The sequence below is a fragment of the Chromobacterium sp. Ag138 genome (assembly GCF_055181315.1).
On sequence record NZ_JBUPWA010000001.1, the window covers coordinates 3,341,660 to 3,362,279 of the forward strand.

Genomic DNA, 20,620 nt, shown 5'->3' on the forward strand with positions numbered 1-20,620 from the left:
ATAAAAAAGCGATAAAAACGCTACAAGGATACCAAATGCCAGCGTTCCGGACAGGGAAAATGCGAAAAGCCCGGCAGGCGCCGGGCTTTGGATAGGCCGCCGGGCTTACAGGCCGCCGTAGGAATGCAGGCCGGACAGGAACATGTTGACGCCGAGGAAGGCGAAGCTGGTGACGGCCAGGCCGATCACCGCCCACCAGGCCAGCGGCGCGCCGCGCCAGCCTTTCACCAGCCGGATGTGCAGCCAGGCGGCGTAGTTCAGCCACACGATCAGCGCCCAGGTTTCCTTCGGGTCCCAGCTCCAGTAGCCGCCCCAGGCGTCGGCCGCCCACATCGCGCCCAGAATGGTGGCGATGGTGAAGAACAGGAAGCCGACGGAGATGGCCTGGTACATCATTTCGTCCAGCACCTCGGCCGCCGGCAGGCGGTCTTTCAGCCAGCCCTTCTGCGCCAGCAGCTGGCCGATGCCCAGCATCGCGGCCAGCGAGAAGGCGCCGTAGCCGACGAAGTTGGCCGGCACGTGGATTTTCATCCACCACGATTGCAGCGCCGGGATCAGCGGCTGGATGCCGTGCGCCTGGCGGTCGAAGCTGTACCACAGGATGAAGCCGACCGCGGCGCTGATCACCGGCAGCACCAGCGCGCCGGATTGGGCGGCGGCGAACTTGGCCTGGTAGTACAGATACATCAGCGCGGTGATCAGCGTGAACAGCACGAACACTTCGTACAGATTGGACACCGGGATATGGCCGACGTCGGGCGCGATCAGATAGCTCTCGTACCAGCGCACGAATAGGCCGGCCAGCCCCATCGCCGAGGCGGCCCAGGTCAGGCCGGCGCCCATCCGCGCCAGTTGCGCCGAGCGGCGGGCCAGGCCTATCCAGTACACGGCGGTGGCCAGGAAGAACAGCGAGCACATCCACATGATCGCCGATTGGCTGGACAGCGCGTACTTGAGCCAGAACGCGCTCTGGCCGCGGGCCAGGTCGTGCTGGTACAGCTGGATGCCCAGCAGCGCCAGCGCGCCCGCCAGCGGGAAGAACCAGCGCCAGGCCGGCCAGAACCAGCCCAGCGCCACCAGGCCCAGCGCCGATCCGGCCAGGATGGCCTGCTCGTAGCCGTCCATCGCGTGATGATAGAGGGAGAAGGCGTAGCCGGCGGCGACGGCGATCAGCAGCGCGTACGCCCAGTCCCGGCGGTTCAGCCGGCGCCACAGCGGCAGGCGGTCGAATCTCGTTGTTGCCAGTTCCATCATATTCCCCGTGTCAGCTGTTTGATCGCGTCGAGATGACGCTGGAAGTCGGTATCCAGATCGCGGTTGTGGCGGTTGGAGGTCATCGCCACCCGCAGTTTGCGGCCATCTATGCGTATCCACAGGCGCAGTTCTCGCACATAGAACATTAGCACGATGCCCAGCACCAGCAAGACCGATCCCAGATAGACCAGCGTCTTGCCCGGCGAGCGGGTCAGCTGCAGGCCGGACGACTGCACCTGGTCGAAGCCTTCCAGCTGCAGGAACACCGGCGAGCCGTAGTCCTGCAGCGCGCTGGCGGCCACCAGGCCGTCCAGCAGGAAACGGTAATGGGCGGCGTCGGCGGCCAGCGGCTTGGCGCCGGCTTTTTCGTCGGCCACCGCCATCACGTCCACCACCGCGCCCTGCAGGATCTTGATATAGGTCTGCGCCACCGCCTGGCGCTTGTCGGCCGGCACCCGCTCGTCGAGGAACTGCTCCAGCGCGGAGAAACCGCCCGAGGCGAAGCGCTCCAGCACGCCCTTGACGCTGTCGCCGAACTGCTTGGCCAGCTTGTCGTCGATCACGCCGCCCTGCTGCGCCTTGCGGGTGGCGCGCGCGGCGATCTCGCCGTACAGTGCCGGGTTGCGCAGCGCGGCGTACAGGCGCATGAAGCGGTCGACCTGCATGTCGTCGTCCAGCGGCAGGCGCAGGTACTGGAAGGGGTCAGCCGGCGTCTTGCGCATGCCGGCCATCAGGTAGCTGGCGCCGTCCTGCGCGATCGGCGCCATGTAATGGACGTATTCCACCGCCTGGCCCTGGCTGTCACGCACCTTGAAGGTGATCGACGGGCCGTAGTTCTTCAGATCCTTGTGCAGCTTCACCTCGCGCGCGTCGTGCATGCGCTGGGTGAGGGTGGGATCGGTCTCGCCCGGCTTGGCGACGTTTTCGATGTTGAACACCCTGAGCTCGCCGAATTCCAGCGCGTAGTCCTTGCCGTTGGCGCGCAGCGGCTGGCTGTTCATCGACACGCCGGTGAGCGCCGCCGGCGCGCCGTCCGGCGCGGCCAGGTTCCAGGCCTTGAGCTTCAGCGGCGAGCCGCCGTCGCCGAAGCTGGACTGGTAGATGGCGACGCCGTCGACGATCAGCGGGTGGTTGACCTGCACCGTGGCCTCGGTGGTCTTGCCGCTTTTCTTGTCGGTGACCACGATGTCGCTGGCGAACAGCTTGGGCATGCCGTTGCTGTAGTAGGCGACGTGGAATTTCTTCAGCGAGACGATGAAGGGCAGCTCCTGCACCAGATAGCCGTTGCCGGAATTGAGGAAGGTGACGTCGGCGCTCTTGCCTTCGGCGATGGTGACGTTGCCGCGGAAGGACAGGTTGGACGGTCCCAGCCGGCTCTGCTCCGGAATCTGGCTTTGCGGGAGGTCGCGGGTTTCCGGCACGATGCGGCCGGCCACTTCCGCCAGCTTCAGCGGCAGGTTGCCGTCCAGCAGGCCGCCGACGCAGATCACGATCAGCGCGATGTGGGCGAGGAAATAGCCGAGCTTGCCGGCGGCGCCCTTCTTGGCGGCGATCAGCTTCACGCCGCCGTCGCGCTCGGCTTCGCGCCAGCGGAAGCCCTGGCCGCGCAGATAGCCCAGCAGGCGCGGCAGATCGACGTCCTCGGCCTCCAGCGCCTGGCTGTGCGGCATCGCCGCCAGCGAGTTGTCGCCGGCCTTCTCGCGGTAGCCGCGCATCTGCTTGATGAAGCCCGGGCCGTTGCGCACGATGCACAGCGTGGTGGACAGCACCAGGAAGGCGAGGATGATCAGGAACCAGGCCGAATGGTAGACGTCATACAAGCCGAGCAGCTCGAAAGCCTGGAACCAGAACTGGCCGAATTCGAAGGCGTAGTTGGGATAGGGCTCGTTTTGCTTGAGCACGGTGCCTATGATGGAGGCGATGCCGAGCACGGTAAGCAGCCCGATGGCGAAGCGCATCGAGCTGAACAGCTCGTACAGCGCGCGGGGCAGGGTTTGGCGACGGTGTGTGGTTTTCATTGTTATGGACGTGAAAAAGGAAGCCCGTTCGGGGCTTCCCTTTTGAACGGGCCGGAGCGGCAAAGTTGCGCCCGCCCGCGCGGCTGTCGCCGCGCGGGGTGTCGGGCTCCGGCGGGTGGGGGCACGGCTCAGCGCAGGCCGGAAATGTACTCGGCCACCGCCTTCATCTCGGTATCGGTCATCCGGCCGGCGATATCGGTCATCATCAGGTTCTTGCGGTCGGCGCCGGCCTTGAAATCGGCCAGTTGCTTGGCGATGTAGCCGGCGTGCTGGCTGCCCAGGCGCGGGAACTGTTCGGGCAGGCCCTTGCCGGCCGGGCCGTGGCAGGCCATACAGGCCGGCACGTGGCTGGCGGGATTGCCAACGCGGTAGATCTTGGCGCCCAGCGGCAGCAGCGCCTTGTCGGCCGCTTCGCGCTCCTTGGGCTTTTGCTGGCTGAAGTAGGCGGCCAGGTTGTGCATGTCGTCGTCGGAGAGGCCGGCGGTCATGCCCAGCATGGTCGGGTTTTTGCGTTCGCCGGTCTTGAAGGCCTTGAGCTGGCTATACAGATATTGCTGGCTTTGGCCCGCGATGGTCGGATTGGCCGCTGCGACGCTGTTGCCGTCGACGCCATGGCAGGCGGCGCACACGGTGTCCACGATCTGCTTGCCTTTCGCCGGGTCACCCTTGGCCGCCGGGGAGGCTGCCAGCACGTTGCCGGCCAGGGTGAGGGATGCCATCGCCAACAGCATTTTACGTCTCATGGTCGCTCCTTTAGGGTGAGCCCCTAAAATATCTGTAAAAGTAGCAATTCCAAACCTGTTATTCTATACCAATTGATTTCAACCTTACTACCATGTCGATTTTTCAGAACGCCCGGTTTTATACCACCGTCAACCACATGAAGGACCTGCCGGCCACCCGCGCCGAGGTGGCCTTCGTCGGCCGATCCAACGCCGGCAAGTCCAGCGCCATCAACACGCTGGCCAACCGCACCCGGCTGGCCTACGTGTCCAAGACGCCGGGCCGGACCCAGCACATCAACTTCTTCGAGCTGGGCGACGAGTGCTTCCTGGTGGACCTGCCGGGCTACGGCTACGCCGAAGTGCCGGAAGCGGTGCGCGCCCACTGGGTGGAGCTGCTGGGCCGCTACCTGCAGACCCGGCAGAGCCTGATCGGCCTTCTGTTGATTATGGACGCCCGCCACCCGTTGAAAGAGCTGGATCGCAGAATGCTGGAATTTTTCCGCGTCGCCGGCCGCCCGGTGCACATCCTGCTGTCCAAGGCCGACAAGATGTCGCGCCAGGAGCAGAACAAGGTGCTGGCCGAGGTGAAGCGCGAACTGGCCGACTATCCGTCGGTCAGCGTGCAGATGTTCTCCAGCTTGAAGAAGACCGGCGTCGACGAGGTGGAGCAGGTGGTCAAGGGATGGTTTGACGCGCTGCCGCCGCAGGACGACGGCATGGCGGAACTTTGAACGGCAGGCGCCGCCTAATCCTGCAGGTGCTCCGCACCTCCCGCTTGGCTCCCTGAGCGGGGCCTGAATCGTTGCTATCCAGGCTTTGCCCCGGCTTCTCGGCCGGGGCTTTTTATTGGGTTGGGCGGCAGACGGGCATGAAAAAAGGCGAAGGATGCATCCTTCGCCTTTTGCCCTGTTGCCATACGATTCAAGCACGGACCATCACAAGCTGGTGATGACGGTCTCCACGTGCAGGTTTTCCGCTGCGTTGCGCACCGCCTCGTCCGACGAGAACGGTCCCAGGCGCACCTTGTATGCGCCCTGCTGGTTGACGATGCCGAGCTTGGAGTCGTACTTGTCGTCCAGCCCGTTCAGCGTCTTCTGCAGCAGCGCCTCGGCGTTGGCCAGCGTGTTGAACGAGCCAAGCTGCAGATACTTCGGATTGTCGCCCGCCCTGAGCTCCCGGCCCACGGGTTGGGTCACCGGCTGCGCGGAGGCGGAGTAGGTGCTGTCTTCCGCCGGCCAGACGCGATCGATCGCGATCTTGGCGCTGCCCTGCTGGATGAAGCCCAGCTTGTAGGCGGCGGCGTACGACAGATCCATCAGGCGCTTTTTGTGGAACGGACCGCGGTCGTTCACGCGCACCACCACCGACTTGCCGTTGGTCAGATTGGTCACCCGGGCATAGCTCGGGATCGGCAGGGTCGGATGGGCCGCAGTCATCGCGAACATGTCGTAGCGTTCGCCAGAGGACGTCTTGCGGCCGTGGAACTGCTTGCCGTACCAGGAGGCACGGCCGACGGCGTGATACGGCTTTTCACGCACATCGGGACGGAAGCTCATGCCCAGCGCCGAGTAAGGCAGGTTGGCCGACTTGATAAGCGGCTCGTCCTGCGGAACGGCGTCGGGAACCAGGCTCAGGTTGACCGGGATATGATCGGCCGGACCGTCGTTCTGGAAATAAGCTCCGTTTTTGGCAACGGACTTCTTGTTAGTCGGCGAAGCCGACTGGTTTGTGGCACTGGCCGTCTTCACAGTGGAACAGGCCACAAGCACGAGACTGACAAATAGAAGCCACAGCCATCGGAGAACAGGTTGCATAAACCTCCCTATGCTGTTGGGCCAACTTTGCGAACCGCTATACCCCCCCTTCGAAACCGAGCTGGCGCCAAGCCTCGAACACCGTCACAGCGACGGCATTGGAGAGGTTGAGGCTTCTCGACTCGGGACGCATCGGCAATCGAATCCTTTGCTGCGCCGGCAGGGCAGCCAGCACATCTTGCGGCAAGCCGCGGGATTCGGGACCGAACAGAAAAACGTCCCCGGGTTGGTAGGAAATCCGGTCATGGCGCGTAGCGCCCTTGGTCGTCGCGGCGAAAATCCGCCGTCCCTGAAGCGCACGCAGACAAGCGTCCCAATCTTCATGGACGACGACGCGGGCATACTCGTGGTAATCGAGCCCTGCGCGCCGCAACTTGGCATCCTCAAGCGGGAAGCCCATGGGTTTGACCAGATGCAGTTCACAGCCGGTGTTGGCACATAAACGAATCACATTGCCCGTGTTGGGCGGAATTTCCGGCTGAAATAGAACAACAGTGAACATCGTTGGCAGGCTGGATTGTTCCAAAGAATCAAAATCTTGGTCAAGTTTTTAGGGAAAATGCTCGGGCAAGCACCCATGCGTCGACCCGTTTCGCGCCTTGTTTTTTGATCATTTTAGACAAGGCTGAGAGGGTTGCGCCGCTGGTCGCGACGTCGTCGACGATCGCGATGGAAAGCCCGTCGCACCGGCGTTTTACGTCGAATGCATGGCGAACGTTTCGCAGTCTTTCGGCGCGGCCGAGCGAGGCTTGCGGCAAAGTGTTGCATTTTCGCCAACACAGACTGTCCGAAAAACGGCTGTTTATTGTATCAGCGAACGCTTTGGCAAGCTCGGAACTCTGATTGAAGCCCCTTTCGGCCAGTCGTTCGCTCGCCAGCGGAACCGGGATGACTAAATCGTATTTATGGCCTTGACAGCGGGCGAATTCGGTGAGCAATCCAGAGAGCGCGCCGGCCAGCTGCAGCCGCCTGCCATACTTGTAGGCGTGGATCAGGCCGTTCAGCGGATACGCGAACAGGTAGGGCACATGCAGCGCGTCGAAGGCGGGCGGCTGGCGCTGGCAGTGTCCGCACAGCGCGCCGCCGACTGTCGGCTCCGCGCAACGCGGGCAGCGCTCCGCCGGCATCCGCGGCAGCATCGCCCGACAGCCGCCGCACAGACCCTCGCGGGCATGCGGCTGCCCGCATAGCACGCATTTCTGATTAATTATTGAGCAGTTGTCAATTATTAACTTTCTAATATTTGACAGCATGTCGACCACCCTCCAAGATTTTGTCGCCTGCCCATCGGGGCAGGATGACGAGCTACATGGCTCGCAGCGAGAATGACAAACAGTTATTGGAGCATACGATGCATTCAGCCACGATGGTACTCAAGCGCCCGGCCACCCCGCATCCGGAAAAATCTAATTGGAGCGTAGACGATGTGGAGGCGCTGTTGGGCCTGCCTTTCATGGAACTGGTGTTCCGCGCCGCCGAAATCCATCGTCAGTTCTTCGATCCGACCAAGGTCCAGCTGTCGACGCTGGTGTCGATCAAGACCGGCGGCTGTCCGGAGGATTGCGGCTATTGCCCGCAATCGGTGCACCACGACACGCCGGTGGCCGACCAGCCGATGATGACGGTGGACGAAGTGGTGGACGCGGCGCGCCAGGCCAAGGCCAACGGCGCGGGCCGCTTCTGCATGGGCGCGGCCTGGCGCGGCCCCAAGGACGCCGATCTGCAGAAAACGCTGGAGATGGTGCGCGAAGTGAAGGCGCTGGGGCTGGAGACCTGCGCCACCTTCGGCCTGCTGCGCGACGGCCAGGCCGAGCAGTTGAAGGACGCCGGCCTGGATTATTACAACCACAATCTGGACACCGCGCCGGACAAGTACGCCGACATCATCCAGACCCGGGAGTACGAGGACAGGCTGGACACCTTGGGCAAGGTGCGCAAGGCGGGGCTGTCGGTGTGCTGCGGCGGCATCGTCGGCATGAATGAAACTCGGACGGACCGCGCCGGTCTGATCGCCCAGCTGGCCAATCTGGATCCGCAGCCGGAGTCGGTGCCGGTCAATAATCTGGTGCAGGTGGTGGGCACGCCGCTGCAGAACGCCGAGCGGCTGGACTGGACCGAGTTCGTGCGCACCATCGCGGTGGCGCGGATCACGATGCCGGCCAGCTACGTCAGGCTGTCGGCCGGCCGCCGCGAAATGGACGAAGCCACCCAGGCGCTGTGTTTCCTGGCCGGCGCCAACTCCATTTTCTACGGCGACAAGTTGCTGACCACCGGCAATCCGGACGTGGTGGCCGACCAGGCGCTGATGTCCAAGCTGGATTTGCAGGCGCTGTAAAAAATATTAGCAATTCTGTACTGTAGCCTTAAATGGGAACATATATATAGTGTGTCGACCGGGGCGGGCAGCTGCCGCGGTTTGGTCAACAACGTAAAAGAGTGCAATCGCCATGCGCCTCCAAGACCTGTCCGCAGCCCTGCTGGAACTGGACGCCAGCCATCGTCGCCGTTACCGGGCGACGCTCGAGTCGCCGCAAGGCGTCGACATTGTCATCGATGGCGAGGAATACCTGTCTTTCGCCAGCAACGATTATCTCGGCCTGGCCGATCATCCCTCGCTGGTGCGCGCGCTGCAGCAAGGCGCCGACCGCTGGGGCGCCGGCAGCGGCGCTTCCCATCTGCTGACCGGCCACACGCGGGCCCACCAGCAGGCGGAAGAGGAGCTGGCCGGCTTCGTCGGCCGCGAGGCGGCGCTGCTGTTCGGCTCCGGCTACGCGGCCAATCTGGCGGTGCTGACCAGCCTGGTGGGGCGCGGCGACGCGGTGTTCGCCGACAAGCTCAACCACGCCTCGCTGAACGACGGCTGTCTGTTGTCGAGGGCCGATTTCCAGCGGTTCCGCCACAACGACCTCGAACATCTGGAACAACTGCTGGCCGCCAGCGACGCGGCGACCAAGCTGATCGCGGTGGACGCCGTGTACAGCATGGACGGCGACCAGGCGCCGCTGCCGGCCTTGCTGGCGCTGGCCGAGCGTCACGACGCCTGGCTGTATGTCGACGACGCTCACGGCTTCGGCGTGCTGGGCGACGGCCGCGGTTCGGTCGCCGCGCACGATCTCTCCAGCGAGCGGCTGATCTACATGGCGACGCTGGGCAAGGCCGCCGGTCTGGCCGGCGCCTTCGTCGCCGGCGGCAGGCCGTTGATCGACTGGCTGGTGAACAAGGCCCGCACCTATATCTTCACCACCGCCCAGCCTCCGGCGCTGGCGGCCGCGGTGGGCGTCAGCCTGCGGCTGATCGCCGAGGCCGGCGAGCGCCGCGAGCGGCTGGGGCAGTTGATCGGCCGCTGCCGGCAGCGGCTGGACGGCACGCCTTACGCCGGCCTGTCCGCCACGCCGATCCAGCCCTTCGTGGTCGGCTCGGATGAAAAGGCGGTTCGGCTGGCCGACGCGTTGCGGCGGCAGGGCTACTGGGTGCCGGCGGTGCGGCCGCCGACCGTGCCGGAAAACGGCTCCCGGCTGCGGATCTCGTTGTCGGCCCGGCATGAGCTTTCCCAATTGGACGCATTACTGGATCTGATGCTGAGCCAGGCGGCAAACTGAAGCCTGGCGGGGCGGAAGGCGTCCGCGCCACATGAAAACGTTCAAGCCCGGGGCATTTGCTCCGGGCTTTTGTCTGGCTGCGGACTTTCTCGGCGTCCCGTACTACGATAACGACATGAAGAGCACGGCAGAATATCTGGACGATCCGGAACGGGCCGCGGCCCGCGCCTTGTCGTTATTGCAGGACCTGGGCGGTTTGAGCGCGGCGGCGGCATGGGGACGGAACGGGGCGGCGTGGCGGCGGCTGGCAGCATTCGGCGATGCCGCCGGCCTGCCGGACGGCGAGGCCTTGTCCGCGGGAGAATCGCTGCCGGCAGGCGCGGGCGCGCAAGCGCTGCGCGCTGGCGGCCAATCCTTGGGATGGCTGGCGTGGCGCGGCGAGCCGCCCGCGCAACTGGAAGCCGTGGCGGCGCTGCTGGCCGGCCATCTGCAGTGCGAAGCGTTGCGAGTCGAGCAGGCGGCCGCGCGCGCCGCCAATGAGACGATGCTGGAAATCAGCCTGCTGGCCGGCGAGTGTCCGGCGCTGGAACGGATGCTGCCGCGGCTGCACCGGTTGATGCAGCGTCTGCTGGACGCCGACAATTTCTGCATCGCGCTGTACGACGAGGACTGCTCCGCGTTCCATTTCCCGTTCTACGTCGACCGGCGCGATCCATCGCCGCCGGATCCGGAGCGGATCTTTCCGCTGGCCGGCCCCGATGCTTCCTTGACCGCCTGGCTGATGCGCGGCGGCGCGCCGATGGTGCTGACCGGGGAGCGCATCGAGGAATTGTGCCGGCAGGAGGCGCTGGCGCCTCCGGCGCAGCTTCCGGCTTTCTGGATGGGCGCGCCGCTGGCCAATGCGGCCGACGAGCTGATCGGCGCGGTGGTGCTGCAGGTCTACGACGACCAACCGATGCCGACATCGGCCGAACAGCAGTGGTTCATGTTCGCCGCCCGCCATGTCGGGTTCGCGCTGGACCGCGCGCTGTACCACGGCCGGCTGGAGCGGCAGGTGGCGCTGCGCACCAGCGAGCTGGAGGGCGCCAACGCGCGGCTGCGCGCCGAGGTGGCCAGCCGCAAGCGCGCGGAGAAATTCCAGAACGTGTTGTTCCGCATCGCCGAATTGTCGAATACCAGCCTGTCGCTGGAAGCGTTTCTCAGCGGCTTGCACCGGCTGCTGCTGGAGATGGTGGCGGCGCGCAACTGCGTGGTGGCGCTGTACGACATGGGCAGCGACCTGATCAGCTTCCCTTATTGCGCCGACGAATACGCGTCGTCGCTGCGGGCGCGCAAGCCCGGCAAGGGCCTGATCGAGCAGGTGCTGCACAGCGGCCGGCCGCTGCTGCTGGATCCGTACGGCAGCTTGCCGGGCGTGGCGGCGGAGGAGGGGGAGATGCCGCCCAAGAGCTGGCTGGGCGTGCCGCTGTATTGCGACCACGAACTGCTGGGCGTGCTGGCGGTGCAGAGCTACGACGGCGAGGTGGTGTACGGCTACCGGGACCAGGAAGTGCTGGAATTCGTCGCCAACCATATCGGCGCCGCGCTGGCGCGGGTGCGCGCGCTGGAGAGCCTGCAGCAGGCCTACGCCGACCTGGAGCAGCGGGTGCGCGAACGCACCAGCGAGCTGGACGCGGTCAACGCCCAGCTGGAGTTCGACAGCCTGCACGATCCGCTGACCAAGCTGCCCAACCGCAATTATTTTTCCAAGGCGCTGCGTCGCGCCTGGGACGCCTATCTCGACGGCGGCGACCGCTTCGCCGTGGTGTTCATCGACCTGGACCGCTTCAAGCTGGTCAACGACACGCTGGGCCATCTGGCCGGCGACCACCTGCTGTTCGAGGCGGGGGCGCGCATCCGCGCCTGCCTGCGCCATTACGATTTCCTGGCGCGGCTGGGCGGCGACGAGTTCGCGGTGCTGATGTTCGGCATGGACGCGGTGGACGAGTGCGAGATCATCGCCCGCCGCATCGTCAGCGAGTTCGAGCGGCCGGTGATCCTGGCCGGGCGCGAGGTGTTCTCCACCGCCAGCGTCGGCGTGGTGCTGGCCGACCGCGCGCACTACCGCCAGGCCGACGACCTGCTGCGCGACGCCGACCACGCGATGTACTGCACCAAGCAGCAGGGCCGCCAGGGCTACACCTTGTTCAGCCACCAGCTGCGGATAGACCAGGCCGACCAGCTGGCGCTGGAGACCGAGCTTCGGCGCGCGCTGGAGGAGGAGGGCCAGCTGCTGCCCTACTACCAGCCCTTCATCTCCGCCGCCACCGGCGCGCTGGCCGGTTTCGAGACGCTTGTGCGCTGGCAGCATCCGCAGCGCGGGCTGGTGTCACCGGGCGTGTTCCTGCCGGTGGCCGAGGAAAGCGGACTGATCACCCGGCTGGACCGCTACATGATCAACGCCGCCTGCGCCCAGCTGCGGACCTGGCGCGCCGAGGGGCGGGTGGACGAGGACTGCGCGCTACACATCAACCTGTCCTCGGCCAATTTCCGCGACCCGGACCTGGTCGGCTGGATAGGCGAGCGCATCGCCCATTACCAGCTGCCGCCGGCGATGCTGCATCTGGAAATCACCGAGAGCGCGCTGATCGACCAGCCCGAGGCCGCCGCCACCGCGATGCAGGCGCTGCACGGCCTGGGCGTCAGGCTGGCGCTGGACGATTTCGGCACCGGCTATTCGGCGCTGTCCTATCTGCACCGCTATCGCTTCGACGTGCTGAAGATAGACCAGTCCTTCGTGTTCGACCTGGACCGCAAGCAGGAGTCGGTGGCCATCGTCCGCGCCATCCTGGCGCTGGCGCGCGCGCTGGACCTGGACGTGGTGGCCGAGGGGGTGGAGACCGCCAGCCAGCAGGCGATGCTGAAGGAAATGGGCTGCGGCATGCTGCAGGGCTTCTATTTCGCGAAGCCGGCGCCGGCCTGGGCGCTGGACTGGGACAAGCTGGCGGGCCTCGGCAGGGAGCCGGACCGTGTGGCGTGAGTGCGCGAACCGCTTCAACCGCTGGCGCTACGATCTGTACGCGCCGGTGTACGACAAGGTGGCGCAGGGCTTCGCCCGCCATCGCCGCCGCTCGATCGGCCTGCTTAATCCGCAGCCGGACGAGCGGGTGCTGCTGGTAGGCGCCGGCACCGGTCTGGATCTGGACTTCCTGGTGCGCTGCCGCCACGTCGCCGCGATCGACATCGCGCCGGCGATGCTGGCGCGGCTGCGCGAGCGCGCGGCCAAGCTGGGCATGGAGGTGGACGCCAAGGTGATGGACGGACAGAAGCTGGACTTCCCCGACGAGAGCTTCGACGCGGTGGCGCTGCATCTGACGCTGGCGGTGGTTCCCGATCCGCGGGCCTGCCTGCTGGAGGTGGAGCGGGTGTTGAAGCCCGGCGGCCGGGTGGCGGTGTTCGACAAGTTTCTGGCCGACGGCGGCCGGGCGCCGCTGTGGCGTCGCGCCGGCAATCTGCTGGCGCGCGCCGTCGCCACCGACATCAATCGCCGGCTGGGCGACATCGTTTCGGTTACCAAACTGCAACCTTTTCACGACGAAGATGCCGGTTTTGGAGGTTTCCTTCGCATCGTACTCTTGCGAAAATAGCGTTTTCGCCCAATTTGACCGTTCATGAATCTGTTTGTCGAAACGCAGGGCCAGGGGCCGGACGTGGTCATGCTGCACGGCTGGGGGCTGCACGGCGGCGTGTTCGCCCGGGTGGCCGAACAACTGGCGACGCGTTTCTGCGTCCACCTGGTGGATCTGCCGGGCCATGGCGCGTCGCCGGCGCTGCCGCGCTTCGACGCCGACGCGGTGGCCGACCTGCTCGCGGCCCATTTCCCCTTGCCGGCGCAGGTGGTGGGCTGGTCGCTCGGCGGCCTGATCGCCCAGCACTGGGCCGCCCGCCATCCGGCTCAGGTGAAGAGCCTGGCGCTGGTGGCCACCAGCCCGCGCTTCGTCCGCGACGAGACCTGGCCGCACGCGCAGGAGCGCAAATCGATAGAAGCCGTCGCCCAGAGCCTGGACGGCGCGTTCGAGCAGACGCTGGAGCGCTTTCTCGCCTTGCAGATGATGGGCGCGCCGGCGGCGCGCGACACGCTGAAGGCGCTGCGCGGCGAACTGTTTTCCCATGGCCGGCCGCAAGGCCTGCTGCCGGCGCTGGAGCTGCTGCTGGAGGCCGACGCGCGCGCGCTGGCCGGCCGCATCCAGTGCCCGACCGCGCTGTTCTACGGCGCGCGCGACGCGATCACCCCCATCGGCGCCGGCCGCTGGCTGGCCGAGTCGCTGCCCGACGCCGTCCTTTACGAATTCCCGCAGGCGTCGCACGCGCCCTTCCTGTCCCATGAGCAGGATTTCGTGCGCGCGCTTGCCGAGCATCTGGAAACCCAGGCATGAGTGAAGCGTTTTACACCGACAAGGCGCGCGTGCGCGCCTCGTTCGAAAAGGCCGCGGCCAGCTACGATTCCGCCGCGGTGCTGCAGCGCGAAGTGTCCGACCGCATGGCGGAACGGCTGGATTACATCAAGCATCAGCCGGCGGTGATCCTCGACGCCGGCGCCGGCACCGGCTACGGCTCGTCCGAGTTGCGGCGGCGCTATCCGCAGGCGCGGGTGATCGAGCTGGACCTGGCGCACGCGATGCTGCAGGCCTCGCGCGAGCGCGGCCGATCCGGCGACGGCTTGCTGAAGAAGCTGTTCAAGCCCAGCCAGCCGTGGCAGATCAACGCCGATATCGAAAAGCTGCCCTTGGCCGACGCCAGCGTCGACATGATCTGGTCCAATCTGACCATTCAATGGATCAACGAGCCGGACCGGATGTTCGCCGAGATGCGCCGGGTGTTGAAGCCGGACGGCATGCTGATGTTTTCCACATTGGGGCCGGACACGCTGTTCGAGTTGCGCGACGCCTTCGCCGGCGTGGACGGCGCCACCCACGTCAACCAGTTCATCGACATGCACGACATCGGCGACGCGCTGATGCGCGCCGGTTTCGCCGAGCCGGTGATGGACATGGAAAAGATCGCGCTGACCTATGACGACGCCCGCGCGGTGATGCGCGACCTGAAAGCGATCGGCGCGCACAACGCCACCGCCGGCCGCGGCCGCGGCCTGATGGGCAAGCAGGCCTGGCGCAAGGTGGAGGCCGCGTACGAGCGGCACCGCCGCGACGGCAAGCTGCCGGCCAGCTACGAGGTGGTATACGGCCACGCGTGGAAGGGCACCGAAAAGAAGCTGGCCAAGATGACCGACGATGGCCGCCAGGTGATCGAATTCGTCAAGAAGGCACCCAAGCCCTGACGGCGGACCGCCGCCGCGCAGCTTGAAGAAAGTTAGCCATGGAATTGGAAATCCGTCCCGCGCGTCCGGGCGACGCGGCTTCTCTCGCCGCGCTGTCGATCCAGGTGTGGCTGAGCACCTATGCCATCGACGGCATCCGCCAGGGGTTGGCCGGCTATGCGCTGACCGAATTCACGCCGGAAAAGATGGCGGCCTTGATCGCCGATCCGTCGCGCCAACTGCTGGTGATGGAGAAGAACGGCCATTTGCTGGGCTACGCGCAGCTGAAATCGGATGAGGCCTGTGCCGGCTGCGATGATCCGTCGCAGGAGATGGAGCGACTCTATCTGGTGGAGAGCCACACCGGCCAGGGCCTGGGGAGGCGGCTGATGGCGGCGGCGCGGCAATGGGCTGCCGCGCAGCCCGGCCAGCCGCGTTTGTGGCTGAGGGTATGGCACGGCAACGAACGCGCCATCGCCTTCTACCGCCGCATCGGCATGGCTGTCCATGGCGAAACCCATTTCGAATTGGAGGGCGCGAAGCATCTGAATTACGTGATGCTGGATCCCGCGCCCGTTGGGGCGGCCCTGGCGGCCGCCGATGTCTGAAAGACCGATGCAATCATGATTAGCAAGAGCATTCTACGTCCCGCGCTGCTGGCCGGGATCGCCTCCCTGTTGTCCGCCTGCATGACCGTCTCGCCGCCTGACAGCGGCCAGGTCGCCAAGCCGCTGCCCAAACCCAAGATCGCGCTGGCGCTGGGCGGCGGCGCGGTGAAGGGCTTCGCCCACATCGGCGTGATCAAGGTGCTGGAAGGCGCCGGCATCACGCCGGACATCATCGTCGGCACCAGCGCCGGCAGCGTGGTGGGCAGCCTGTACGCGTCCGGGCTGACCGGCATGCAGCTGCAGCAGCGCGCGATCGCGCTGGACCAGGCCGACCTCACCGACTGGACGTTGTCCACCAAGGGCGTGATCAAGGGCGAGAAGCTGCAGAACTGGATCAACGCCCAGGTGGGCAACCGCCCGCTGGAGAAACTGGGCAAGCCGTTCGCCGCGGTGGCCACCGAGCTGGACAGCGGACGCCGGGTGGTGTTCCGCACCGGCAACACCGGCCAGGCGGTGCGCGCCTCGGCCAGCATTCCCAACGTGTTCCTGCCGGTGAAGATAGGCGGCAAGAGCTATGTCGACGGCGGCCTGGTCAGCCCGGTGCCGGTCAGCGCCGCGCGCGAAATGGGCGCGCAGTTCGTCATCGCCGTCGACATCACCGGCCGTCCCAAGGCCGGCCGCGCCACCGGTTTCCTGTCGATGCTGGACCAGAGCCTGAGCATCATGAACGGCTCGGCGCTGGCGCAGGAGCTGAAGCAGGCCGACGTGGTGATCCACCCCAATGTGCTGAACATCGGCTCGGCCGAGTTCGAGGCCCGCAATCAGGCCATCCTGGAAGGCGAGAAGGCGGCGCAGCAGATGCTGCCGCAGATCCGCCAATTGCTGCAGCAAAAGAGCCTGGCGCTGGCTAAATAAGGGAATAGGCTGGATGATGTAGGCCGCGCGCCGATGCCTCCCCCCGCATCGGCGCTTACGAACCCATCGCTATTGGAGTCGGCATGATCAAACTGCACGGTATTCCGCTGTCTCCCTACTACAACAAGGTGAAGATCGCCTTGCTGGAGAAGGGGGTCAATTTCCAGGAAGTGGTGACGACGCCTTCGCAAGAGGACGAGCTGCTGGAAAAGAGCCCGATGGGCAAGATCCCCTTCGTCGAGATCAACGGCCACCCGCTGGCCGAATCGACGGTGATCCTGGAGTGGCTGGAGGACGCCTACCCCACCGCTTCGCTGCTGCCGCCGACGCCCAACAGCCGGGCGCTGGCGCGCGAGCTGACCGCGATGCTGGAACTGTACGTGATGCTGCCGGCCAGCCCGCTGATCCGCCACATGCTGAAAGGCACCCGGCCGGAGCCGGAGAAGTGCGAGGAGATCCGCCAGGCGCTGGCGCGCGGCATTGGCGCGGTGGCCAAGCTGGCGCAGTGCCGCCCCTGGCTGGCCGGCGAGGACTTCAGCTTCGCCGATCTCAGCGCCGCCGGCATCCTGCCGGTGGTGGCGCGCCTGAGCCAGACTTTTCTCGGCGAGGACATGACGCAGCGGCTGGAAGGCTGTAGCGACTACTTGCGCCGCCTGGGCGAGCGCCCCAGCGTGGCGCGGGTGTGGAGCGAGCGCGACGCTTCGCTGGCCGCGTTGATGGCCCGCCGCGACTGAACAATGCGCTGGCCGCGGCATGCGGCTGTCTTGCCGTTTGGTGGCCATCCCCCGGTTGGTAGATGGCCGCTTTTCGTATGGTTTTCCCGCCACAGCGGGCCGAGAAAGCGCGCCGGCAGGGTTGCCGCGGTTGACAGCCCAGCGTGGATAGAGCTTACACTCCAATCAAGTGTTTGCTCTATGGCGGGCTGCGATGAAATTTCCGATTGAATTGATCCTGCTGGCGCTGGCGCCGGTATTCCTGCTGTTTGTCGCCTGGGAGCTGTGGCTGTTTCGGCGCCAGGGCCGGCTTGGCCTCTACAATTGGCGGGACTCGCTATGCAGCGCGGCGCTGGGCCTGCTGCACCAGGGCGCGGACAAGCTGGCCTGGGTATTGGTGCTGCCGCTGTACGGCTGGATCTACCAGTACCATCGTCTGCTCGATTTTTCCGCCAGCTGGCTGAGCTTTTTCTTGCTGTTCCTCGGCCAGGACTTCCTCTACTACTGGTTTCATCGCGTCAGCCACCGCGTGCGTTGGCTGTGGGCGGCGCATAGCGTCCACCACAGCTCGACGCGGATGAACTTCACCACCGCCTTCCGCCAGAGCCTGATGTATCCGCTGGCCGGCATGTGGGCGTTCTGGCTGCCGCTGGCCTGGGTCGGTTTCCCGCCGGAGCAGGTGGTGGCGGTGGTGCTGCTCAACCTGGCCTTCCAGTTCTTCGTCCACACCCAGGCTTCGCCCAAGCTGGGCTGGCTGGAGCATGTGTTCAACACCCCGTCCATCCACCGCGGCCACCACGCCAAGAACCCGCGCTACATCGACCACAACTACGCCGGCGTGCTGGTGATCTGGGACCGGATGTTCGGCACCTATGCCGAGGAGCTGGAGAGCGACCCGTGCGATTACGGCACGGTCAAGCCGGTGAACAGCTTCAATCCGCTGTGGGTGAGCCTGGTGGAGTGGCGCGACATGCTGGCCGAGGCCTGGCGCGCCGATGGCTGGCGCGACCGGCTGGTGTTGCTGTTCGGCCCGCCGGAGGCGGCGGAGAAGGTGGCGGAGCGGCAGCGCGCCGGGGAGGCGAGGCGGGCCGCGGCCTGAGGCCCAGAATGGAGAAAGGCCCGGCGATGCCGGGCCTTGTCTCTGGTTGCGGCCGATCCGCGAGGATCAGATCAGCAGCTTGCCGTCCTTGGCCGGCAGCGTCTTGCCCTTCGGCTTCTCGTCCATGCGCACGGTGCCGGTCTTGCCATCCAGCGAGTAGCGCACGTTGTAGCCGACGATCTTCTCGGTCTTTGTTTCTTCCGTGTTGCAGATGGTGCGGGTGCCGGTCACCTGGTCGCGCTGCTGCATGCCTTCCTGCACCTGGTTGCCGGCATAGCCGCCGGCCAGCGCGCCGATGACGGTGGCCGCCTTCTTGCCGTTGCCGCCGCCCACCTGGTTGCCCAGCAGGCCGCCGACCACGCCGCCGATCACCGAGCCGGCGATGCGGTTTTGGTCCTGCACCGGCGCCTGGTGCACCACCTGCTCCTGGTGGCAGACCTGCTTGGGCTCGGTGCCGGCCTCGCGGATCGGGGTCACGCCCAGGATCCTGGCGTGGGTGGCATGCGCCGGTTTCGGCGCCGGCGCGGGTTCCGCTTTCGGGGTCGCGGCCGCGACGACGGGCGTAGAGGCCTGAGGCGCCGGCTGCGTGAGGGTGGACGAGGCCGCGCTGGGCGCGAGCGCCTGGATGGCCGGCGCCGAGGCTTGGGTCAGCGGCGCGCTGGCGACGATGGCGGTTTCCGGTTTCGACGACTTCATGGCCTGGATGCCGGCTACGCCCACCGCGCCGAGCGCGATGCCGCCGCCGAGCACGCTGGCGATCAATACGGATTGTTTCATTGTTCTCTCCCTGATGTGACGCACGGGTCACTCAATGCCTTCGACTGGGATTATCGACAAACAGTTGCAAGAGCTGTGTGTGGCATTTGTCACTGCAGGTAACCGAACGTTCGTGCCGGGCATGGGGCGGCCAATGCGGAAATTCGCAGCTAGATAGGTCTGATTGAGCAATTTATGGTTTGAAGTTGCAGGAAATGGGGAATTTTATTTTTAAAATTCAATCATTGTGCATATTTTGGGCATTTATATTGTATCCAATGGTTTGACGGCAATGTCGTGCTGATGTTTAGATGGTCGCGCACCCGTCCGGGCGCGCGTTTGGCGCCCGCACCTCAAGGAGAATTCATAGTGAGCGAAGCCCACACCGGTTTGCAGCGACAGCTGAAAAACCGCCACATCCAGCTGATCGCGCTGGGCGGCGCCGTCGGCACCGGCCTGTTCCTCGGCTCGGCCAGCGTATTGAAGTCGGCCGGCCCCTCGATGATCCTCGGCTACGCCATCGCCGGCTTCATCGCCTTCATGATCATGCGCCAATTGGGCGAGATGGTGGCCGAGGAGCCGGTGGCCGGCTCGTTCAGCCACTTCGCCTACCGCTACTGGGGCAGCTTCCCCGGCTTCCTGTCCGGCTGGAACTACTGGGTGCTGTACGTGCTGGTGAGCATGGCCGAGCTGACCGCGGTCGGCGCCTATGTCCAGTACTGGTGGCCGCATGTGCCGGCCTGGCTGACCGCGCTGGTGTGCTTCGTCTGCATCAACGGCATCAACCTGGCCAACGTCAAATCCTACGGCGAGACCGAGTTCTGGTTCGCGCTGATCAAGGTGGCGGCGGTGATCGGCATGATCGTTTTCGGCGGCTACCTGCTGCTGTCCGGCACCGGCGGTCCGCAGGCTTCGGTCAGCAATCTGTGGAACGACGGCGGCTTCTTCCCGCACGGTGTCAAAGGCCTGTTCATGATGATGGCGGTGATCATGTTCTCCTTCGGCGGCCTGGAGCTGATCGGCATGACCGCGGCCGAGGCGTCCGACCCGCAGAAGACCATCCCCAAAGCCGTGAACCAGGTGATCTACCGCATCCTGATCTTCTACATCGGTTCGCTGGCGGTGCTGCTGTCGCTGTACCCGTGGAGCAAGGTGGCCGCCGGCGGCAGCCCCTTCGTGATGATCTTCGAGCAGATCGGCGCCGGCTTCACCGCGCACGCGCTGAACTTCGTGGTGCTGACCGCGGCGCTGTCGGTGTACAACAGCTGTGTCTACGCCACCAGCCGCATGCTGTTCGGCCTGGCCAGGCAGGGCAACGCGCCGCGCGCGCTGGGCAAGCTGGACACGCGCGGCGTGCCGGTTTACGCCACGCTGTTCTCCGCGGTGGCCACTTTCGCCTGCGTGATCCTGAACTACCTGCTGCCGGGCGAGGCGCTGGGCCTGCTGATGTCGCTGGTGGTGGCCGCGCTGGTCACCAACTGGGCGATGATCAGCCTGACCCACCTGAAGTTCCGCCGCGCCAAGGGCGGCCAGAAGCTGGTGTTCCCGTCGTTCTGGTTCCCGCTGTCCAACTGGATCTGCCTGGCTTTCATGGTGATGATCCTGGGCATCCTGCTGTTCACGCCGGGCATGGCGGTGTCGGTCTACGTGCTGCCGGTGTGGCTGGGCCTGCTGTGGGCGGGCTTCCGCCTGAAGAAGACCCCGCCGGCCAAGGCCAAGCTGGCCAGCGAGAACGCTTGAGCGCGCACGCCGGGCTTGACGCCTGCGGGCGTTAACCGGCATGCTTGAACCATGATGAAGCAGATTATTTCACTCCAGACCCAAAATTGGTGGTGGCGCGGCTAAGCCGGCGCGCCAGGAGTGTTCACATCCGCTTTCCGGGC

The 20,620-nt window shown here is 65.7% G+C and carries 19 protein-coding genes; 12 read left to right on the plus strand and 7 right to left on the minus strand.

The genetic code is table 11. The annotated features are described in order from the left end of the window. Positions 1-105: 105 nt before the first annotated feature. The 3 genes from ccsB to ACY3GB_RS15535 all read right to left on the minus strand — a co-directional run bounded on the left by ccsB (position 106) and on the right by ACY3GB_RS15535 (position 4,015). Entirely contained in the window at positions 106-1,251 is a 1,146-nt protein-coding gene (gene ccsB, locus ACY3GB_RS15525) for a c-type cytochrome biogenesis protein CcsB (protein ID WP_463090949.1), read from the minus strand. Then, a complete protein-coding gene (locus ACY3GB_RS15530) occupies positions 1,251-3,272 on the minus strand; it encodes a cytochrome c biogenesis protein ResB (RefSeq protein WP_463089543.1) in 2,022 nt (673 codons plus the stop codon). Before ACY3GB_RS15530 ends, ccsB begins: the two co-directional genes overlap by 1 nt. A gap of 128 nt (positions 3,273-3,400) precedes the next feature. Next, positions 3,401-4,015: a c-type cytochrome gene (locus tag ACY3GB_RS15535; protein WP_463089544.1), complete on the minus strand. Its 615-nt coding sequence runs from the start codon at positions 4,013-4,015 to the stop codon at positions 3,401-3,403. 92 nt (positions 4,016-4,107) lie between these two features. Here ACY3GB_RS15535 and yihA point away from each other — a divergent pair, with 92 nt between their 5' ends. After that, the gene (gene yihA, locus ACY3GB_RS15540; RefSeq protein ID WP_463089545.1) at positions 4,108-4,728 is read left to right on the plus strand and encodes a ribosome biogenesis GTP-binding protein YihA/YsxC; all 621 of its coding nucleotides are present in this window, start codon (positions 4,108-4,110) and stop codon (positions 4,726-4,728) included. 204 nt (positions 4,729-4,932) lie between these two features. Here yihA and ACY3GB_RS15545 read toward each other — a convergent pair whose 3' ends face one another. From ACY3GB_RS15545 to ACY3GB_RS15555, 3 genes are all read right to left on the minus strand, one after another. Continuing rightward, a complete protein-coding gene (locus ACY3GB_RS15545) occupies positions 4,933-5,745 on the minus strand; it encodes a septal ring lytic transglycosylase RlpA family protein (RefSeq protein ID WP_463089546.1) in 813 nt (270 codons plus the stop codon). A 103-nt stretch (positions 5,746-5,848) separates the two neighbouring features. After that, positions 5,849-6,313, minus strand: a complete 465-nt coding sequence (gene trmL / locus ACY3GB_RS15550; RefSeq protein ID WP_021475552.1) for a tRNA (uridine(34)/cytosine(34)/5-carboxymethylaminomethyluridine(34)-2'-O)-methyltransferase TrmL — start codon at positions 6,311-6,313, stop codon at positions 5,849-5,851. Positions 6,314-6,353: 40 nt separating this feature from the next. Continuing rightward, positions 6,354-7,064 carry a double zinc ribbon domain-containing protein gene (locus ACY3GB_RS15555; protein WP_463089547.1) on the minus strand — a complete coding sequence of 237 codons (711 nt, stop codon included), beginning with the start codon at positions 7,062-7,064 and terminating at the stop codon, positions 6,354-6,356. A gap of 98 nt (positions 7,065-7,162) precedes the next feature. On the opposite strand from ACY3GB_RS15555, the gene bioB reads away from it, so the two are divergent. From bioB to ACY3GB_RS15605, 10 genes are all read left to right on the plus strand, one after another. Continuing rightward, a complete protein-coding gene (gene bioB / locus ACY3GB_RS15560; RefSeq protein ID WP_463089548.1) occupies positions 7,163-8,146 on the plus strand; it encodes a biotin synthase BioB in 984 nt (327 codons plus the stop codon). Positions 8,147-8,258: 112 nt separating this feature from the next. After that, on the plus strand, positions 8,259-9,410 hold the full coding sequence (gene bioF, locus ACY3GB_RS15565; RefSeq protein WP_463089549.1) for an 8-amino-7-oxononanoate synthase: 1,152 nt from the start codon (positions 8,259-8,261) through the stop codon (positions 9,408-9,410). A 115-nt stretch (positions 9,411-9,525) separates the two neighbouring features. Next, complete coding sequence (locus ACY3GB_RS15570) at positions 9,526-12,369, plus strand: bifunctional diguanylate cyclase/phosphodiesterase (RefSeq protein WP_463089550.1); 2,844 nt, start codon at positions 9,526-9,528, stop codon at positions 12,367-12,369. Continuing rightward, on the plus strand, positions 12,359-12,976 hold the full coding sequence (locus tag ACY3GB_RS15575; protein WP_463089551.1) for a class I SAM-dependent methyltransferase: 618 nt from the start codon (positions 12,359-12,361) through the stop codon (positions 12,974-12,976). Before ACY3GB_RS15570 ends, ACY3GB_RS15575 begins: the two co-directional genes overlap by 11 nt. Positions 12,977-13,000: 24 nt before the next feature. Beyond that, positions 13,001-13,765, plus strand: coding sequence for a pimeloyl-ACP methyl ester esterase BioH (bioH, locus tag ACY3GB_RS15580; RefSeq protein ID WP_463089552.1), 765 nt, complete (start codon positions 13,001-13,003; stop codon positions 13,763-13,765). Continuing rightward, positions 13,762-14,667: a malonyl-ACP O-methyltransferase BioC gene (gene bioC / locus ACY3GB_RS15585; RefSeq protein ID WP_463089553.1), complete on the plus strand. Its 906-nt coding sequence runs from the start codon at positions 13,762-13,764 to the stop codon at positions 14,665-14,667. The genes bioH and bioC overlap by 4 nt, the downstream gene beginning before the upstream one ends. A 38-nt stretch (positions 14,668-14,705) precedes the next feature. Continuing rightward, positions 14,706-15,254 (plus strand): N-acetyltransferase family protein, encoded by a 549-nt coding sequence (locus ACY3GB_RS15590; protein WP_463089554.1) that lies wholly within the window; start codon positions 14,706-14,708, stop codon positions 15,252-15,254. A 15-nt stretch (positions 15,255-15,269) separates the two neighbouring features. Beyond that, a complete protein-coding gene (locus tag ACY3GB_RS15595; RefSeq protein ID WP_463089555.1) occupies positions 15,270-16,169 on the plus strand; it encodes a patatin-like phospholipase family protein in 900 nt (299 codons plus the stop codon). 83 nt (positions 16,170-16,252) lie between these two features. Next, positions 16,253-16,903, plus strand: coding sequence for a glutathione S-transferase family protein (locus ACY3GB_RS15600; protein WP_046168118.1), 651 nt, complete (start codon positions 16,253-16,255; stop codon positions 16,901-16,903). 193 nt (positions 16,904-17,096) lie between these two features. Next, positions 17,097-17,981 carry a sterol desaturase family protein gene (locus ACY3GB_RS15605; protein ID WP_463089556.1) on the plus strand — a complete coding sequence of 295 codons (885 nt, stop codon included), beginning with the start codon at positions 17,097-17,099 and terminating at the stop codon, positions 17,979-17,981. Between the two features lie 66 nt (positions 17,982-18,047). Here the strand turns inward: ACY3GB_RS15605 and ACY3GB_RS15610 are convergent, their stop codons facing one another. Further along, positions 18,048-18,758, minus strand: coding sequence for a glycine zipper 2TM domain-containing protein (locus ACY3GB_RS15610; RefSeq protein WP_463089557.1), 711 nt, complete (start codon positions 18,756-18,758; stop codon positions 18,048-18,050). Between the two features lie 348 nt (positions 18,759-19,106). On the opposite strand from ACY3GB_RS15610, the gene ACY3GB_RS15615 reads away from it, so the two are divergent. After that, entirely contained in the window at positions 19,107-20,477 is a 1,371-nt protein-coding gene (locus ACY3GB_RS15615; protein WP_463089558.1) for an amino acid permease, read from the plus strand. The last annotated feature ends 143 nt before the right edge of the window (positions 20,478-20,620 follow it).

Bases quoted from the DNA above. Each gene is read 5' to 3' on its own strand.
- ACY3GB_RS15590 (WP_463089554.1), top strand. From the start codon at position 14,706: ATGGAATTGGAAATCCGTCCCGCGCGTCCGGGCGACGCGGCTTCTCTC.
- ACY3GB_RS15610 (WP_463089557.1), bottom strand. From the start codon at position 18,758: ATGAAACAATCCGTATTGATCGCCAGCGTGCTCGGCGGCGGCATCGCG.
- ACY3GB_RS15605 (WP_463089556.1), top strand. From the start codon at position 17,097: ATGAAATTTCCGATTGAATTGATCCTGCTGGCGCTGGCGCCGGTATTC.
- bioB (WP_463089548.1), top strand. From the start codon at position 7,163: ATGCATTCAGCCACGATGGTACTCAAGCGCCCGGCCACCCCGCATCCG.
- ACY3GB_RS15595 (WP_463089555.1), top strand. From the start codon at position 15,270: ATGATTAGCAAGAGCATTCTACGTCCCGCGCTGCTGGCCGGGATCGCC.
- ACY3GB_RS15570 (WP_463089550.1), top strand. From the start codon at position 9,526: ATGAAGAGCACGGCAGAATATCTGGACGATCCGGAACGGGCCGCGGCC.
- ACY3GB_RS15535 (WP_463089544.1), bottom strand. From the start codon at position 4,015: ATGAGACGTAAAATGCTGTTGGCGATGGCATCCCTCACCCTGGCCGGC.
- yihA (WP_463089545.1), top strand. From the start codon at position 4,108: ATGTCGATTTTTCAGAACGCCCGGTTTTATACCACCGTCAACCACATG.
- bioF (WP_463089549.1), top strand. From the start codon at position 8,259: ATGCGCCTCCAAGACCTGTCCGCAGCCCTGCTGGAACTGGACGCCAGC.
- ACY3GB_RS15555 (WP_463089547.1), bottom strand. From the start codon at position 7,064: ATGCTGTCAAATATTAGAAAGTTAATAATTGACAACTGCTCAATAATT.
- ACY3GB_RS15600 (WP_046168118.1), top strand. From the start codon at position 16,253: ATGATCAAACTGCACGGTATTCCGCTGTCTCCCTACTACAACAAGGTG.
- bioC (WP_463089553.1), top strand. From the start codon at position 13,762: ATGAGTGAAGCGTTTTACACCGACAAGGCGCGCGTGCGCGCCTCGTTC.
- ccsB (WP_463090949.1), bottom strand. From the start codon at position 1,251: ATGGAACTGGCAACAACGAGATTCGACCGCCTGCCGCTGTGGCGCCGG.
- bioH (WP_463089552.1), top strand. From the start codon at position 13,001: ATGAATCTGTTTGTCGAAACGCAGGGCCAGGGGCCGGACGTGGTCATG.
- trmL (WP_021475552.1), bottom strand. From the start codon at position 6,313: ATGTTCACTGTTGTTCTATTTCAGCCGGAAATTCCGCCCAACACGGGC.
- ACY3GB_RS15530 (WP_463089543.1), bottom strand. From the start codon at position 3,272: ATGAAAACCACACACCGTCGCCAAACCCTGCCCCGCGCGCTGTACGAG.